The organism is Thalassovita gelatinovora (genome assembly GCF_001458355.1).
GTDB lineage: Bacteria > Pseudomonadota > Alphaproteobacteria > Rhodobacterales > Rhodobacteraceae > Thalassobius > Thalassobius gelatinovorus.
In genome coordinates, this window is record NZ_CYSA01000007.1 from 208206 (window position 1) to 223985 (window position 15780).

Annotated in this window: 15 protein-coding genes and 1 riboswitch; of the genes, 8 read left to right on the forward strand and 7 right to left on the reverse strand. The window is 61.8% G+C overall.

What is annotated here, in order from left to right; genetic code table 11:
- Positions 1-60: 60 nt before the first annotated feature.
- Both gspL and TG4357_RS03505 read left to right on the forward strand, forming a co-directional pair.
- Positions 61-1236, forward strand: coding sequence for a type II secretion system protein GspL (gspL, locus tag TG4357_RS03500; protein ID WP_058261478.1), 1176 nt, complete (start codon positions 61-63; stop codon positions 1234-1236).
- Positions 1233-1727 (forward strand): type II secretion system protein M, encoded by a 495-nt coding sequence (locus TG4357_RS03505; protein ID WP_058261479.1) that lies wholly within the window; start codon positions 1233-1235, stop codon positions 1725-1727. Before gspL ends, TG4357_RS03505 begins: the two co-directional genes overlap by 4 nt.
- Before the next feature lie 7 nt (positions 1728-1734).
- On the opposite strand, the gene TG4357_RS03510 is transcribed toward TG4357_RS03505, so the two are convergent.
- Positions 1735-2247 carry an outer membrane protein assembly factor BamD gene (locus tag TG4357_RS03510; RefSeq protein ID WP_058261480.1) on the reverse strand — a complete coding sequence of 171 codons (513 nt, stop codon included), beginning with the start codon at positions 2245-2247 and terminating at the stop codon, positions 1735-1737.
- Between the two features lie 108 nt (positions 2248-2355).
- On the opposite strand from TG4357_RS03510, the gene TG4357_RS03515 reads away from it, so the two are divergent.
- Entirely contained in the window at positions 2356-2838 is a 483-nt protein-coding gene (locus TG4357_RS03515; protein ID WP_058261481.1) for a type II secretion system protein N, read from the forward strand.
- Between the two features lie 21 nt (positions 2839-2859).
- Here the strand turns inward: TG4357_RS03515 and TG4357_RS03520 are convergent, their stop codons facing one another.
- From TG4357_RS03520 to aroC, 6 genes are all read right to left on the reverse strand, one after another.
- Positions 2860-4071: a type II secretion system F family protein gene (locus TG4357_RS03520; RefSeq protein ID WP_058261482.1), complete on the reverse strand. Its 1212-nt coding sequence runs from the start codon at positions 4069-4071 to the stop codon at positions 2860-2862.
- Positions 4068-5579, reverse strand: coding sequence for a GspE/PulE family protein (locus tag TG4357_RS03525; RefSeq protein WP_233487420.1), 1512 nt, complete (start codon positions 5577-5579; stop codon positions 4068-4070). The genes TG4357_RS03520 and TG4357_RS03525 overlap by 4 nt, the downstream gene beginning before the upstream one ends.
- Positions 5518-7485, reverse strand: coding sequence for a secretin GspD/PilQ domain-containing protein (locus TG4357_RS03530; RefSeq protein WP_082644056.1), 1968 nt, complete (start codon positions 7483-7485; stop codon positions 5518-5520). Before TG4357_RS03530 ends, TG4357_RS03525 begins: the two co-directional genes overlap by 62 nt.
- A 226-nt stretch (positions 7486-7711) precedes the next feature.
- The gene (locus TG4357_RS03535) at positions 7712-8656 is read right to left on the reverse strand and encodes an AEC family transporter (protein ID WP_058261483.1); all 945 of its coding nucleotides are present in this window, start codon (positions 8654-8656) and stop codon (positions 7712-7714) included.
- Positions 8653-9312, reverse strand: a complete 660-nt coding sequence (locus TG4357_RS03540; protein ID WP_058261484.1) for an HD domain-containing protein — start codon at positions 9310-9312, stop codon at positions 8653-8655. The genes TG4357_RS03535 and TG4357_RS03540 overlap by 4 nt, the downstream gene beginning before the upstream one ends.
- Complete coding sequence (gene aroC, locus TG4357_RS03545; RefSeq protein WP_058261485.1) at positions 9312-10418, reverse strand: chorismate synthase; 1107 nt, start codon at positions 10416-10418, stop codon at positions 9312-9314. The genes TG4357_RS03540 and aroC overlap by 1 nt, the downstream gene beginning before the upstream one ends.
- A gap of 91 nt (positions 10419-10509) precedes the next feature.
- Positions 10510-10621: riboswitch (TPP riboswitch) on the forward strand.
- Positions 10622-10660: 39 nt separating this feature from the next.
- Here aroC and thiB point away from each other — a divergent pair.
- The 5 genes from thiB to TG4357_RS03570 all read left to right on the forward strand — a co-directional run bounded on the left by thiB (position 10661) and on the right by TG4357_RS03570 (position 15627).
- Entirely contained in the window at positions 10661-11641 is a 981-nt protein-coding gene (gene thiB, locus TG4357_RS03550; RefSeq protein ID WP_058261486.1) for a thiamine ABC transporter substrate binding subunit, read from the forward strand.
- Positions 11638-13170, forward strand: coding sequence for a thiamine/thiamine pyrophosphate ABC transporter permease ThiP (locus tag TG4357_RS03555; protein WP_425329295.1), 1533 nt, complete (start codon positions 11638-11640; stop codon positions 13168-13170). Before thiB ends, TG4357_RS03555 begins: the two co-directional genes overlap by 4 nt.
- Positions 13157-13852, forward strand: coding sequence for a thiamine ABC transporter ATP-binding protein (locus TG4357_RS03560; protein ID WP_058261488.1), 696 nt, complete (start codon positions 13157-13159; stop codon positions 13850-13852). Before TG4357_RS03555 ends, TG4357_RS03560 begins: the two co-directional genes overlap by 14 nt.
- 72 nt (positions 13853-13924) lie before the next feature.
- Entirely contained in the window at positions 13925-14734 is an 810-nt protein-coding gene (locus TG4357_RS03565; protein WP_058261489.1) for an SDH family Clp fold serine proteinase, read from the forward strand.
- A gap of 38 nt (positions 14735-14772) precedes the next feature.
- Positions 14773-15627 (forward strand): SDR family oxidoreductase, encoded by an 855-nt coding sequence (locus tag TG4357_RS03570; RefSeq protein WP_058261548.1) that lies wholly within the window; start codon positions 14773-14775, stop codon positions 15625-15627.
- The last annotated feature ends 153 nt before the right edge of the window (positions 15628-15780 follow it).

Genomic DNA, 15780 nt, shown 5'->3' on the forward strand with positions numbered 1-15780 from the left:
GCAACCGCAGGCCAAGCCCGGCATCCTGCCTGAAACCATCAATCCGAACTGGACCTCGTCGTGACAGCCACAGCGCCAAGACCTGACAGCCCCGCGGATTTTATCCGGCTGGGCACGGCAGCGCCCGGCACGCGTCAGGTGGCGTTGGTGCCGGGGGTTGAATTGCCGTTGTTCACGCTGGACCTGCCCAAAGGGTTGCGCGGGCAAGCGCGCGAACAAGTGGCGCTGCGGCAACTGGCCGACCGCGTCGGTTTGCGCGACGGCGCGGTGGAAATGCGGCCCTTCACCGCCGGGGCCAAACCCGACGACTGGACCCGGGTGTTGATTTCCGATCCCGACCGGATGGCACAATGGCGCGGGGTGCAATGCCGCGCGGTTTTGCCCGATTACCTGTCTTTGCCAAGCGCCGACGGCGTCTGGACGGTTCAGGGTGAAATGGTGGATGGCACGGCATTGGTCATGGTGCGGCTGGGACCGCAGGACGGGTTCAGCGCGGTGCCGGGCATTGCGCTGAAACTGCTGCAACAGGCCCTGACCGGGCCGAAACCGCGCGCCATTTTGCACTTGGGCGACCCGTTGCCCGGGCTGGCAGATCTGGCGGCGGAACAGGCGGTGCCTTTGGTTGATACAATCGAAGATATCGGCAAGATCGGACTGCCGCTGCCACAGGTTCTGGCCCATGGCGAATTGTCCTGCGATCTGCGCAATGATCCGATGGCGGCGCGGGCCCGGTTGGCGCGGCAGGTCTTGCCGTGGCGCTGGCCGCTGCTGATCGGGATGATCGCTGCCGCGCTGTGGGCGGCGGCACAGATCGTGGCGATTGACCGGATCGAGGCACGCAGTACCGGGATCAGCGCACAAACCGAGGCTCTGGTCCGGCAGGATTTCGTGAAAACCGGGCCGATTCTGGATACCCGGACGCAGGTCAGCCGCGCCTTGGACGAGACCCGTCGCGCTGCCCGATCCGGGGACGAAACAACCGATCCGCTGGACCTGACCCGGCACGCGTCCGAGGTCATTGCGGCAGCCCGCGCCGTGCCGGAAACGATCCGGTACACATCCGGCGAAGGGTTGACTCTGATCCTGCTATTGGCCGATTTCGCCGCCGCCGAACGGATCACTGCCGCTTTGATTGCCGAGGGAATGGAGGCTTCGTTGGTGGAATCGCGGGTCAGCGACGGCAATAGCGGCGTGCGCACCGAAATCCGCATCGCAAACAAGGAGCCGGTGCAATGAGCGCACGATTGATCGATCTGCTGCTCAGGCTGAGCCCACGCGAACGGGGGTTGCTGGCAATTGCCGTTTTCGTGGTGGGGCCGCTGGTGGTCGTGTTTGGTTTGTTGCTGCCGCTGACGGAGCGGCGCGAGGCCGCTTTGCAAACCGAGGCCGAGGCGGTCGCGCTACACAATTGGGTGCAGGATCGGGCCGCCGAGCAGGTGCAATATGGGGCCGCACCGCAGCAAGTTCCGCAACCTGCCATCGGATCAAGCGGGATCGAACAACAGCTGATCGACGCCCAACTGCGCCCATCGGTGTCCGAACTCGCCACGCAAGCGGGCGGCGTGGTCGAATTGCGCTTTGACGAGGTGGATTTCATCCGGTTGGCAAATTGGATGACTTCGGCGCATCCCGATTGGGGCTACGCCATCGCCAGCTTCCGGTTCGAAGCCAGTGACAGCCCGGGCAAGATCGCGGCCTGGCTGGTGCTGCGGCCGCAGCAGGGCTAAGCCGCGTTCAAATTCGGTTCAGACGCGAGTCGATCGCGGCCTTGCGCCCGGCCATCGATCCCAGCGGATCAAGATCGGGATCGTTTTTCAACAGTTCCTCCAGCGCCGTCTTGGCCGCCAGCAGCATCTGTTTGCCCGCTTGGGTTTCGCCGTCGTGCAGCAATTGCTGCGCCAGTTCGTGCTGTGCCGTGCCCTGTACCGCCAGCGCCGCGCTACGCGCGGTGCCTTTCTGGCTGTTGGCCAAACCACCGGCCAGTCTGGCCGCTTCGGCAAAATTACCGTCGCGCAGTTCGCTATGGGCGTATTCCAGTTGCAGCCGGGGCCGCAACGGTCCGGCATCATTCATCAGCCGCGCATAGCTGCGCTTGGCCCGGTCATAGTTGCCGGTTTCCAAAGCATCACGCGCCACCGCATATTGCGCCGCGAATCCGCTGCGACCGCCGCTGCCTTCTTCGCAACTGCCCAGCAATAAAATCAGCGCACCGGCAAAGCCGACTTTGAGAATGGAATTTGCCTGCATCTTATGCTCGTTATTGTTTGTTATTATGGTATTGTTTTGAAGAACCCTAGCATGATTTCGGCTTTGCGTCCATCTGGGACGCAACACCTCACGGAATTGGGAAAACCGATGCGCCTGATCGCCGCCCTTTTTACTTTGCTTTGCCTTGCCGCCGCCGCTTTGGCCGGTCAGGCGCTGTGGCAGCAGGTCAGTGCGCCCGAAGCCGTGATCGCGCCGCAGCAGAATCGAACCGCACAGGCCAATCAGGCCACACCCCCGACCGTGCCCCGTGTCGCGCGGCATTGGCCCGCGATTTTTGGTGAACCACAACCGCCGGTTCCGGCCCCCGCAGCGCCAGTCGTCAAGGCCGAACCACAGCCGCCGCAACCGCCCAAACCACCCTTGGACAGCCTTGGTTACACGCTAAAGGGTGTGGTGCAGGCCGGGACCGGAACTTGGGCAATCCTGTCCCATCCCACCGGTGAGCGGCTGTTGCGGGTGGGCGATGCGCTGACTCAGGGGATCATGGTGGCACGAATCGACGATGCCGGACTGTGGGTATCGCGCGACGGCGACGATCCCGAATTGATGGGCTTTCCGAAACAGCCCTGAACGATTGCCGGCAAACCCGTCCTACCCGGCCACGATTGCCTGTAGGTCGAAGATCGGCAGCAATACCGCCAGCACGATCACCAAGACCATACCGCCGACGATCATCATCAGCATCGGTTCCAGCAACGCCGCGATGCGTTTGCGTTCGGTCGACAGCCGATGTTCGACCAGAATCGCCGCCCGTTCGGTCATCTGTGCCAGCCGGACAGAAGTTTCACCGGCATGGATCAGTTGCCGGGCAACCGGCGGCAGGAAGCTGAGCCGTTGCAGCGACGAAGACAGGCTTTCCCCTTGGCGTACTGCGGTCGCGACCTGTTGGGCTTCACTGCGAAACCCGGCCACGGTCAGCACATCCACCGCGCTGTCGACCGCGCTGAGCACGGCGTGGCGGCTGCCCAGCACCAGAGCCAGCGTGCGCATATATTGCACCGCTTCGGCCAACCGCTTCAGCCGACCCAGAACCGGCAACCCGAGGACAACCCGGTCACGGATGTCCTTGAGCACCTCAACTCGGGGCGTCGCCACGCCCAGCACCAGCAATGCGACAAAACCAACGGCCAGCCCCACCAGATGCGCCTGTATCCAATCCGACACGGCCAGCACGGTGCGGGTCAGTTGTGGCAAGGGCCGGCCCGACATTTCGAACATCGCGACGATTTCCGGCGCGACGGTGGTCATCAGGATACCGCAGACCAGCATCGACACCGCCGCGACAAAGGCGGGATAGATCAGCGCGGTGGAAATCTGCGCCTTGTCCGTCCCCAATTGATCGAGATGATCGGCCAGTTCGGAAAACACCCCGGCCAGATCCCCAGCGGATTCACCCGCCCGGATCGCGGCCAGAAAATAGGGCGGAAATCCCGCGCCGGTGCCATCGAGCGCTTCTGACAGGGCCGCGCCGTCCATCAGCGCCGCCCGCGCCTGAGCCGCCACCGCGTCCAGCGCCGGATGACCGCCGGTCCGCACCGCTTCGAGCGCCGCTTCGACCGGCAATTCGGCTGCTAGCATCACTGCCATCTGGCGGGTGAAGACCGCTTGCAGATCGGCGTTCAGCCGGCTGCGAAGTCCCGATTTCATGCCGCCGGTGGCCCGGTTCCGGGTGGCCGAAACTTCGGCAACGAAAAGTTCCTGCTTGGTCAGCTGCGCCGCTGCGTCCGCTTCGGTTTCGGCTACAACGGTGCCGGATTTGCGCCGCCCTGTCCTTGTATAGGCGGTATAAGCATAGGCCTTCACGCGACGTCCCCAACCACGCGCAGGGTTTCGGTCAGGCTGGACGTTCCCGCCGCAGCTGCCGTCAGCCCCTGCCCGAACAGGGTTTCACTGACGCCCAGCGCATGCGTCTTCATTTCGGTTTCGGTGGCGCCCCGATCAATCGCGGCGCGCAGGGTTTCGCCCACTTCGATCATTTCGAAAATCCCGATCCGACCGGAATGGCCGGAGCCACCACAGGTGTCGCAGCCGAAAGGTTCATAAAGCACATCAGGCACCGCGATGCCGTGACGGCGAAAAAGGTCGGCTTCGTCTTCGGTTGGTTGGTGCGGGCGGCGACAGTCAGGGCAAAGTTTGCGCAATAACCGCTGCGCAATAACCCCGCGCAAAGTGGCGGCGATCAGGAAATTGTCGAGGCCGAGATCGCGCAGCCGCACGATGGCCCCGATCGAGCTGTTGGCATGCAGAGACGAAAACACCAAATGCCCGGTCAGCGCGGCCTGAGTCGCGACGCTGGCGGTTTCGGGATCGCGGATTTCACCCACCAGAATCACATCCGGGTCTTGCCGCAGCGTGGCACGCAGACCGGCAGCGAAGGTCATGCCGATATCGGCGTTGATCTGACTTTGCGATATGCCGGGCAGATCGTATTCGATCGGGTCTTCGACGGTGACGATATTGCGTTCGGCCCGGTCAGCCAGTTGCAACAGCGAATAAAGCGTCGTTGTCTTGCCCGCGCCGGTCGGGCCAGTGGCCAGAATGATCCCGTTGGGCAGCGCCGACAGCCGTTTCAACAAGGTCTGCTGCGTCCGGGTCAGGCCCAGATCGGTTAGCGGCATCAACCCTGCCGAGCGATCAAGAATCCGCAAAACGATGCGTTCGCCGTAATGACCGGGCAGCGATGATACCCGTGTGTCGATCATCCGCCCGCCCAGCGTCAGCGGAATGCGCCCGTCCTGCGGCAGCCGGGTTTCGGCGATATCCAACCCGGCCATCACCTTGAGCCGCGACACGATCCGTTTCACCGGCACGTCGGGGCGGTCCATCACTTCTTGCAGGAAGCCATCGATCCGCATCCGCACCCGCAGCCCGTGTTCATGTGGTTCCACATGCAGGTCCGACGCCCCGTTCAGCACGGCCCGTTTCAGCAACCGATTGACCAGCTGGATCACCGGCGCGTCGCCGGGATCGTCCAGCAGATCGCGCTGCCGGGCATTGGCAGCGCTGTCTTCGAGATCGAACAGAAGTTCGGGATCGGTGCCAGTATCGGCATCGGTTTCGCCGGCGTTGTATATTCGCGCCAGCGCGGTTTCGAACCCGGCCTGATCGGTTTCCTGCACATCGACATCGGGGACCAGACCCAGCCGCCGCTGCGCTTCGCGCAGGCCAAGCTGGGTGACGGCGGGGCCGACGATCAGCCGCCCGTCCTCCAGCAAAACCTGCTGATCACGGGCAAAAGCGAAGGGCAGCTTAGTTGCCAAACTGGATTCGGCTGGGAAGCGGTGGGAAGTTTCGGCGTTGCGCGACATCATCGACGAATCCGGCATCAAACGGTTGGTTCAGGTCAACCCCGTCAAAGGGCAGCGCCCCGGACGGTGATTTCGGGTACTTTCCGTCATCCAGGGGTTCGATGGCAAGGCTTGCTTTGCGCGCATCACGGGCGATTTTGCGGCTGAGGTCCTGCGCTTCTTGTTCGGAATTGACCACCTGTGGGCGCAACAGCACCAACAGAACCCGTTGGTTCTTGGTGGCGTTCTTGCCCCGGAACAACCCGCCGATCAGCGGCAGTTTGGAAATGCCCGGCACCCTTTGGCTGACTGACCCTGAGCCGTTTTCCAACAATCCGCCAAGCAAGATCACGTTGCCATCACGCACCAGAACGGATGTCGACAGCGACCGTTTCGAAGTGATTTCCCCGCCCGAAGCCGCCTGCGACGAGGTCAGGTTCGACACTTCTTGCTTGATATCCATCCGCACGGTGCGGTCGGCGTTGATCTGTGGCGTGACGTTCAGGGTCAGGCCGACATCCTGCCGTTCGATGGTCTGAAACGGGTTTTCCACCGCGCTATCGCCGACGGTGGAATAGGCCCCGGTGACGAAAGGCACGTTCTGCGCCACGACGATTTCGGCTTCTTGATTGTTCAGGGTCATGATCGACGGGGTCGATAACAGTCGGGTCGAGGTGGTCGAGGCCACGGCAGACAGGAACCCGGCGACGCCGCGGTCGCCCTGTGACGGCACCCCGGCAATGATCCCGCCCGATCCGGCATCGATGGTGGTGCCGTTGAGGACCGAGGCCACCAGATTGGTCAGGCTGGGACGGCCCTCCAGCGTGAATTGCGCCCCGCCAACCACCGCATTGTTCAGAATTCCGGCCCATTGCACCGCCAGATCGGCAAAGCCGTCGACCGACATTTCAAAGATCACCGCTTCGACCAGAACCTGACGCGGGCGGCGGTCAAGATAGCGGATCATGCTGACGATATCGTCCATCCGGTCCTGCGGTGCCGTCACCAGCAATGTATTGGTCTGTGGTTCCGGCACGATATGGATGGGGGCTTCGTTCGCGCCTTGCTGTTCGTTGGTGATGGCGCGCAACACTACATCCGCCAGCGCGGCAGCATCGGCATAGTTCAGCCCCACCGCGTGACTGACGACGTTGTTTTGCTGGGTATCCAGCCGCGATGCCAACACCCGGATCTTTTCCCGAAAATCGGCGGAACCGGACACCACAAGGGCGTTGGACCGGCGATCCACCGACAGCGCCGCGCCGTCCGGCAAGATGCCCATCGACTGAATCACCTGAGCCACTTCGGACGCGTTGGCATTGCGCAGCCTGATCATCTGAATCGGTTCATCGCGCGGTTGGTCCAGACGGCGGATCAGCGCTTCGATCCGGCGGAAATTCTGACCGCGGTCGGACAGGATCAGCATCTTAGAACCGGGCACCGGGGTCAGGATCGCATCGGCGGGCAACAATGGCCGCACCACTTCGACGACATCTTGCAAGGGTGCGTTTTCGACTTCGATCACCCTTGTTTCATAGGTGCCTTTGCTGCCGGCAACATCCGGTCCCGACGCCAATCCGCGCGCATTGCGCATGGCCACGATCCGATCCGCCCCGCCGCCTTCGATCAAGGTCAGGCCATTGAGTTCCAGCACGCTGAGAAAGACTTCGTAAAGTTCATCTGCGGACATGTCGTCGGGGGCAAGAACAGTGACGTTGCCGCGCACTTCGGGGTCCAGAATGAAACGGCGGTTGGTCGCTTCGGAGACGATTTCGATAAAGCTGCGGATATCGGCATCGCGCAGATCCAAAGCCACCTGCGCCCGCGCCGGTTGGGCATCCAGAACGAGGATTGCCAAGGGGCCGATACCCGTCGCGAGCATCAGCCCGAACGCGGCCAGTGCAGGCCGGATCGACGCTAGAATTTTCATAACCTGCTCTTTCGTCCCGGGCAGATTTCCCTTGTCCCGGGGTTGCCTGCCACTTGTAATTTCCCGGCATCATAGCCGAATGGGCGTCAAAAGGCACTCTTTTTGGTTTGAAGCGGTCGATCTGTGACTCGTTGGCTACAACCCGCCCGCCCCCGGAAGTGTGGGCACAATCGCTGCGACCGCAACGAAACCGGTTTTGGCACGATAAATCCCGGAAAATTCGGGGTCAGACCAGCACGGCCAGCAGGATACTGAGGGTCACAAAGGACCCAAAAGTCGCCCCCAGAAGCGCGATCGAGGCCACGCCTTCGTGGCCGTAATCCAGTGCGAAAACGGTGTAGATCAGAAACATCGGCATCGCCGCCGACAGGATCACCGCCATGTGCATGTCCGCCCCCAGCATCGGCAGGCCGATCAGCGGCAGCAACAGCGCCGCCGCAGCCACCAGCGCCGGGTGCAGGATCAGCTTACCCAAGATAATTTGCGTCGCCAGAACCTGATTTCCTTTCAACGGCAGCCCGAACAGCGATCCACCGATCACGAACAGCGCCAAGGCGCTGGCAGAAGCCGCCAGCATATCGAGCAACCGCAGCCCCGCCGCAGGCAGCGTGACCCCCGACAGCATGACCGCCAGCCCGGCCAGCAAGCCGATGAAAAGCGGCCGTTTCAGGATCGACAGGAACAGCGATCCCAGCATGTGCCAGCGGCTTTTATGCGTCTGGTCGCGCGACGATTCCAGCAACACCAGACCGATCGGGATCAGAACGAAATTTTCCACGACGAAGTTCAACGCCAGAATGATGCCCGCCTTGTCGGGAAACAGCAGCAACATGACCGGATAGCCGACAAAGCCGGAATTGGGACAGCTTGCCCCCATCACCCCGATGGCGCGACGCGCCGGGCCTGTGCCCTGCACCGACAAGATCGCATACATCACCGCGATCGTCGCCACCCCGCCGACGGCGAAAACCACGATATAGGACAGGTCCAGCACTTCGGCCAGATCGCGTTTCACCAATGCGGCGCATAGCAGCGCGGGCAGGGCGATGTTCTGAACGTATTTCCCCATGATTTTCATGTCGGTCGGGCTGAACATGCCGAACCGGACCACGGCAAAGCCAAAGGCGATGGCCGCGAAGATCGGGAAGGTGATGGAAAGGATGTCGATCATGTCTGAAAGGTCCAATGTTGCGGCGGTTCGGTGCCGATTTCGTCAGCGAGATCGGACAGGTAGCGGTGCATTGACGAAAGGCGTTTCTGCGCCAATGCGCGCCCGGTTTCGGTTGTCATGCCGTCGGCCAACCGCAACAGCTTAGCCGGCCAGTGATCCAGCGCATAGGCGCCGTCATCCGGGGTGCGGTGGATGGCGAAAGGGTCATCGGGGTGATGGATAGGGCGGTTCAACTGGCCCGACACGGCAAACGCCCGGGCAATGCCGATGGCCCCGATCGCATCCATCCGGTCGGCATCGCGCAGGATGCGGGCTTCTTGGGTTTCAGGCTCTATTCCAGCGGAAAAGCTGTGGGCTTCGATGGCGTGACGGGTTTGGGCAATCTCGGTTTTGGAAAATCCCAGTGTTTGCAGATGCGGCGCAGCGGCCTTTGCGGCCAGTTGCGACGCCTGCGTCCGGTTCGGTGCGTCCTTGGGCAGGTTGACCAGATCGTGCAGGTAAGCCGCTGCCAGCAGCACCTTGCGATTGCCGCCTTCTGCCGCTGCGATCCGGGTGCAAGTGGACCAGACCCGATCCAGATGCGCCAGATCATGGGCGCTGTCCTGCGCCATGTCGCGCCCGGCAATATCCCGCAGGGTCTGACGCAGAGGGTCCATCACCCGATGGTGCCGCGATTTTCGCCGATCTGACCGCGGTGCAACAGCAGGTGATCGAGGATCACGCAGGCCATCATCGCTTCGGCCACCGGAACCGCGCGGATGCCAACGCAGGGGTCGTGGCGGCCCTTGGTGATCACCTCGGTCGCGGTGCCGTCCCGGCGGATTGATTGGCGCGGGGTCAGAATCGACGACGTCGGCTTGACGGCAAAGCGCACCACCACGTCTTGCCCGGTGGAAATCCCGCCAAGAATGCCACCCGCGTGGTTCGAGGAAAACACAGGCTGACCATCATTACCCATGAAGATTTCATCGGCGTTTTGCGACCCGCGCAGTTTCGCCGCTGCCATGCCTTCGCCGATCTCGACGCCCTTGACGGCGTTGATCGACATCATCGCGGCGGCCAGATCGGTGTCGAGCTTGCCATAGACCGGGGCGCCAATGCCGGCAGGAACGCCGCGCGCCACCACTTCGACCACGGCGCCGACGGAATCGTGATCCTTGCGCAGCTTTTGCAGGTAATCTTCCCAGTGTTGCGCGATGTCGGCCGTTTGTGGAATCCAGAAATCATTCTGATCAATGGCATCCCAGTCGAATTTTTCCCGGTCGATTTCAAGATCACCCATCGCGGTCATGTAGCCCTTGATCTGCAATCCCGGCACCATCGCCTTGATCGCTTCGCGCGCCACACCTCCGGCGGCCACTCGGGCGGCGGTTTCGCGGGCCGAAGACCGGCCACCGCCGCGGTAATCGCGGTTACCGTATTTCAAATGATAAGTAAGGTCAGCATGCCCGGGGCGGAAGGTTTGTGAAATCTCACCGTAATCGCGTGACCGCTGATCGGTGTTTTCGATCATCAACTGAATTGGTGTGCCGGTGGTTTTGCCGTCAAACACGCCCGACAGGATTTTCACCGCGTCGGGTTCATTGCGCTGTGTGGTGTTTTTGTTCTGCCCCGGACGGCGCATGTCCAGCCAGTGCTGCAACATCGCCGCATCGACCGGCACTTCGGGCGGGCAGCCATCCACCGTTGCCCCCAAGGCAGGCCCGTGGCTTTCGCCCCAGGTGGTGACGCGGAACAGGTGACCGAAAGTGTTCATGCTCATTGCAGCGCTCCTTTGATGCCTGCAATACAAAGGGTGGCCGTGGCGCTCAAGCTGTTTTGCCTTGAAACGCGTGATCTGTGGCGCTAGGTCTGCGCTTACCTCGGGGTGCCTGCCACGCGTTGTGACCGGCTGAGATGCGATATTGCGAACCCGTTGAACCTGAACCGGTTAAGACCGGCGGAGGGAAGGTTTGGATAATGGTATCCGTTCTGACTCCGCCCGTCGCAGTGAGGAGGATACCAATGAAGTATCTTGCATTTGCCACGGGATTGTTTGCTGCCACCACAGCCGTGGCCGAAACACCCGTTTTGACAATCTACACCTATGACAGTTTCGTGTCCGACTGGGGCCCCGGCCCGGCGGTGGAAAAAGCGTTCGAAGAGGTCTGCGATTGCGACCTTCAATTCGTCGGTGCCGGCGATGGCGCGGCTTTGTTGGGGCGGTTGAAGCTGGAAGGTGCGCGCACCGAGGCCGACGTGGTTCTGGGGCTGGACACCAACCTGACTGCCGCTGCCGCCGCGACCGGGCTGTTCGCGCAATCCCCGGTCAGCGCCGAATACGCTCTGCCGGTGGCGTGGAACGATCCGCTTTTCGTGCCTTATGACTGGGGCTATTTCGCCTTCGTTCAGAATGCCGATCTGGAAAATGCCCCCGCCGATTTCAAAGCGCTGGCTGACAGCGATCTGAAAATCGTCATCCAGGACCCGCGCAGTTCGACCCCCGGTCTGGGCCTGCTGATGTGGGTGAAAGCGGCCTATGGCGACGAGGCCCCGGCGATCTGGGCGGGCCTGAGCGACAACATCGTCACAGTGACCAAGGGTTGGTCCGAAGCTTACGGGCTGTTTCTGGAAGGCGAGGCGGATATGGTTCTGTCTTACACCACATCGCCCGCCTATCACCTGATCGCCGAAGAAGACGCATCGAAAACGGCGGCGCCTTTTACCGAAGGACATTATCTTCAGATCGAAGTCGCGGGCAAAATCGCCGGAACCGATCAGCCTGAATTGGCCGATCAGTTTTTGCAGTTCATGGTGACAGATGCGTTCCAGTCGGTGATCCCGACCACCAACTGGATGTATCCCGCCGTGACCCCCGAAACGGGGTTGCCGGAAGGATTCGAGACCCTGATTCAGCCTGAAAAGGCCTTGATGGTGCCCCCAGCCGATGCGGATACCATACGCGACGCGGCGCTGGCCGAATGGCTCGAGGCGTTGACGCAATGATCAGAAGTGGCCCGGGATACGCGGCGGCAGGGTTTGTCCTGCTGTTCATTTTCGGGCCGCTGATCATGGTTTTTGTCAAAGCCGGGGGCGGGGTTTTACCCGGCCCCGGCGATTGGGCGGCGATCCGGTTTTCAATCACCCAAGCAACGTTGTCGGCGCTGTTCAGCACGGTTTTGGCAATCCCTGTCGCCCGTGCCTTGGCGCGGCGGCAATTTCGCGGCCGTGGGGTGTTGATCACACTGCTGGGGGCGCCTTTCATCCTGCCGGTGATCGTGGCGGTTCTGGGCCTGTTGGCGGTTTTCGGGCGTAGCGGCGCGCTAAACAGCCTGCTGATCTGGATCGGGGTGCCACCCGTGCAGATCTATGGCCTGCACGGGGTGGTGTTGGCGCATGTGTTTTTCAATCTGCCGCTGGCCACGCGCATCCTGCTGCAAGCCTGGCAGCAGATCCCGGCGGAACGGTTCCGGTTGGCCGCCAGCCTGAACCTGAGCGCGGGCCAAATCGCCCGGCAATTGGAATTTCCGATGTTGCGGGCCGCTGCGCCGGGGGCGTTCGTGGTGATTTTCGCGCTCTGCCTGAGCAGTTTCACCGTCGCACTGACCCTTGGCGGCGGGCCAAAGGCGACCACGGTGGAATTGGCGATCTATCAGGCGTTCCGGTTCGATTTCGATTTGGGTCGTGCCGCGATGTTGGCGGTGATTCAGACCCTGTTGGTGGGCATTGTGGCGCTGTTCGCGCTCAAATATTCGCACGGCGAAGGATTTGGCGCCGGGTTGGATCGGGTGGTGACGCGCTGGGATGCGCAATCGACCCTGTTACGGCTGAATGATGCTTTGATTCTGATTTTTGCGGCGCTATTTTTATTGCTGCCGCTGACGATGGTGGTGATCAACGGCATCGCTGGCTGGTCCAGAATGCCCGCTCAGGTCTATTCGGCGCTGTGGGTTTCGGTGACGATCGCACTGTTGTCGACCGCGCTGACGCTGGCGCTGGCGCTGCCTTTGGCATTGACCGCGCTGCGGCGCGGATGGATCGAAGTGATCGGGCTGTTCGGAATTGTCAGTTCACCGCTGGTTCTGGGCACCGGGTTGTTCCTGATCGTGCATCCCTTTGCCGATCCGGCACGGTTGGCCTTTGCGGTGACGGGTCTGGTCAATGCGCTGATGGCGCTGCCGTTTACCCTGCGCGTGCTCATCCCGTCCTTGCGCGCGTCCGAGCAGAATTATGGCCGGTTGGCGGATAGTCTGGGCCTGACCGGCTGGACCCGGCTGCGGTTGCTGTTGCTGCCCCGGGCGCGGCGGGCGCTGGGGTTTGCGGCCGGTCTGACGGCGGCGATGTCGATGGGTGATCTGGGGGTGATCACGTTGTTCGCCGATCCTAGCCACGCCACCCTGCCACTACAGATGTACCGGCTGATGGGAGCATTTCGGATGGAAGCCGCCGCCGGGGCCGGGTTGGTATTGCTGATGTCCAGTTTGGGCCTGTTTTGGATATTGGACAAAGGAGGGCGCGGTGATGTTGACGCTTGAACTGGTGCGGATCGTTCAGGACGATTTCAGCCTAGCGGTTGATTTTACGCTCGAACAGGGTCGCATATTGGCCCTGATCGGCCCGTCGGGGGCAGGAAAATCGACCCTGCTGAACGTCATCGCGGGATTTTTCCCACCGCAATCGGGTCGGGTGATGTGGCAGGGGCGTGATATCACCGGGCAAGTGCCCGGCCAGCGGCCAATCGCGATGCTGTTTCAGGACAACAACCTGTTCCCCCACCTGAGCGCGCTACAGAATGTCAGTCTGGGCCTGCGTCCCGATCTGAAACTGGATCAGGCCGAACGGGATCAGGTGCAAGACGCGCTGCGCCGGGTCGGATTGGCGGGGCTGGGGGATCGCAAACCCGGCAACCTGTCGGGCGGACAACAAAGCCGGGTGGCCTTGGCACGGATTTTGGTTCAGCGCCGGCCGCTGGTGTTGCTGGACGAACCGTTTGCCGCGCTGGGTCCGGCGCTGAAACGCGATATGTTGCGGCTGGTTCGGGACGTGATGGCCGATATTGGCGGCACCCTGATCATGGTCAGCCATGACCCCGATGATGCGCGAATGATCGCGGATTTGACGGCAGTCGTGGCCGATGGAACGGTCAGCACGCCGCAGCCCACGAAAGACCTGTTTGAAACCCCATCCGCCGCGCTGCGGGCCTATTTGGGCGATTGAATAGTGGCTGATGCTTGCACCGGCAGGCCGGGACGGCCACAATCGATTTGATGTCACTGAAAGGACCGCCCGATGGATTTCATGTCGTTGATCTGGATTTTTGTCCTGCTTATGGTGCTGCAGCCGGTTCTGCAGAAAAAGGTGCAAGAGGCGATGCGCCAGCGCAAGATCGACGAAATTCAGCGCAAACGCGGATCGCGGGTGATCGTGTTGGTCCACCGGCAGGAAACCATGAGCATCCTTGGCATTCCGTTGATCCGTTATATCGATGTGCAAGACAGCGAACAGGTGTTGCGGGTGATCGACAATACCGATGATGACACCCCGATCGATTTTGTCGTGCATACCCCGGGCGGTATGGTTCTGGCTGCGGTGCAGATCAGCCGGGCACTGAAGAAGCACAAGGCCGATGTGCGCATTCTGGTGCCGCATTATGCAATGTCGGGGGGGACTCTTCTTGCTTTGGCTGCGGATCAGATCGTGATGAACCGCCACGCGGTTCTGGGTCCGGTTGATCCGCAGTTGGGGCAACAACCCGCCGCTTCGATATTGGCGGCGGTGGCGAAGAAGCCGGTGAAAGACCTGGAAGACGCCACGCTGATCAATGCTGATATTGCGCAAAAAGCCATCGTTCAGGTTCGCACTGAAGCCGAAGACCTGTTGGCCAGCCACATGGATGCCGCGCAGGCCAAGGAAGTCGCCAACAAGCTGGCGTCAGGCGTGTGGACCCACGATTACCCGATTTCGGCCGAAGAAGCGCAGCAGATGGGGCTGCCGGTCAGCACCGACATGCCGATCGAAGTGATGGATCTGATGCGTCTTTATCCGCAGCCAGCCAATAAACAGGGCGGGGTGGAATACCTGCCGCGCAAACACGGGTAAGCCCTGCCGTTTTCCAGATGAAGGCCCAGAGCGACCGCATGACCAAGACATTGATTTCCTTTGGCCACGGCTATAGCGCCGCTGCGCTTGCCAAGCTGCTGATCCCGCAGGGATGGCGGGTGATCGGCACCACCCGCAAACCGGAAAAGTTCGAAAGCCTGCGCGCGGCAGGGGTGGACCCGGTGCAGTGGCCCGATACCGACCTGTCCCCGGTTCTGGATCAGGCCAGCCATTTGTTGATTTCCGCCGGGCCGGATGCCGACGGTGATCCGGTGCTGCGGCTTTACCGCGATCAGATCGCGGCGCGGGCGGATCGGTTCGACTGGGTCGGGTATCTGTCGACCACCGGGGTTTACGGCGATCATGGCGGCGATTGGGTCGACGAGTTTACCCCGCTGACCCCGGCCACCAAACGCGGCCAGATGCGGGTTGCCGCCGAAACGGAATGGCGCGGTATTGCCGGGTTGCCGCTGCATATTTTTCGGCTGGCGGGCATCTATGGCCCCGGTCGCGGTCCGTTTGCCAAGGTCCGAAACGGTACCGCGCGGCGGATCATCAAGGAAAATCAGGTGTTCAGCCGGATTCACGTCGAAGATATCGCGCAGGTACTGGAAGCGTCGATCCAAACCCCCAATCCGGGTGCGATTTATAACCTGTGCGATGACGATCCAGCCCCCCCCGAAGACGTGATCGCCCATGCGGCAGAGTTGTTGCAGATGCCGGTGCCGCCCGCCATCCCGTTTGAAACGGCGGACATGACGCCGATGGCGCGCAGTTTCTATGCGGAATCGAAACGGGTGCGGAATGATCGCATCAAGACCGAATTGGGCATTCGGTTGAAATATCCCAGCTATCGCGATGGGTTGGCTGCGATGCTGACGACCGGGGGCTGATTCCGCTTATTTCGGCCCGATTGCAACCAGCGTCACCACCAGCAAGGCCACACCCATCGCCAGAGTGGCGTCAGAAGAGGACGACGCGGCTTCGGCGACGATGACTTCGGGTTCCATGATCGGTTCAGCGGATTGCCAGCCCAGAGGGGATTT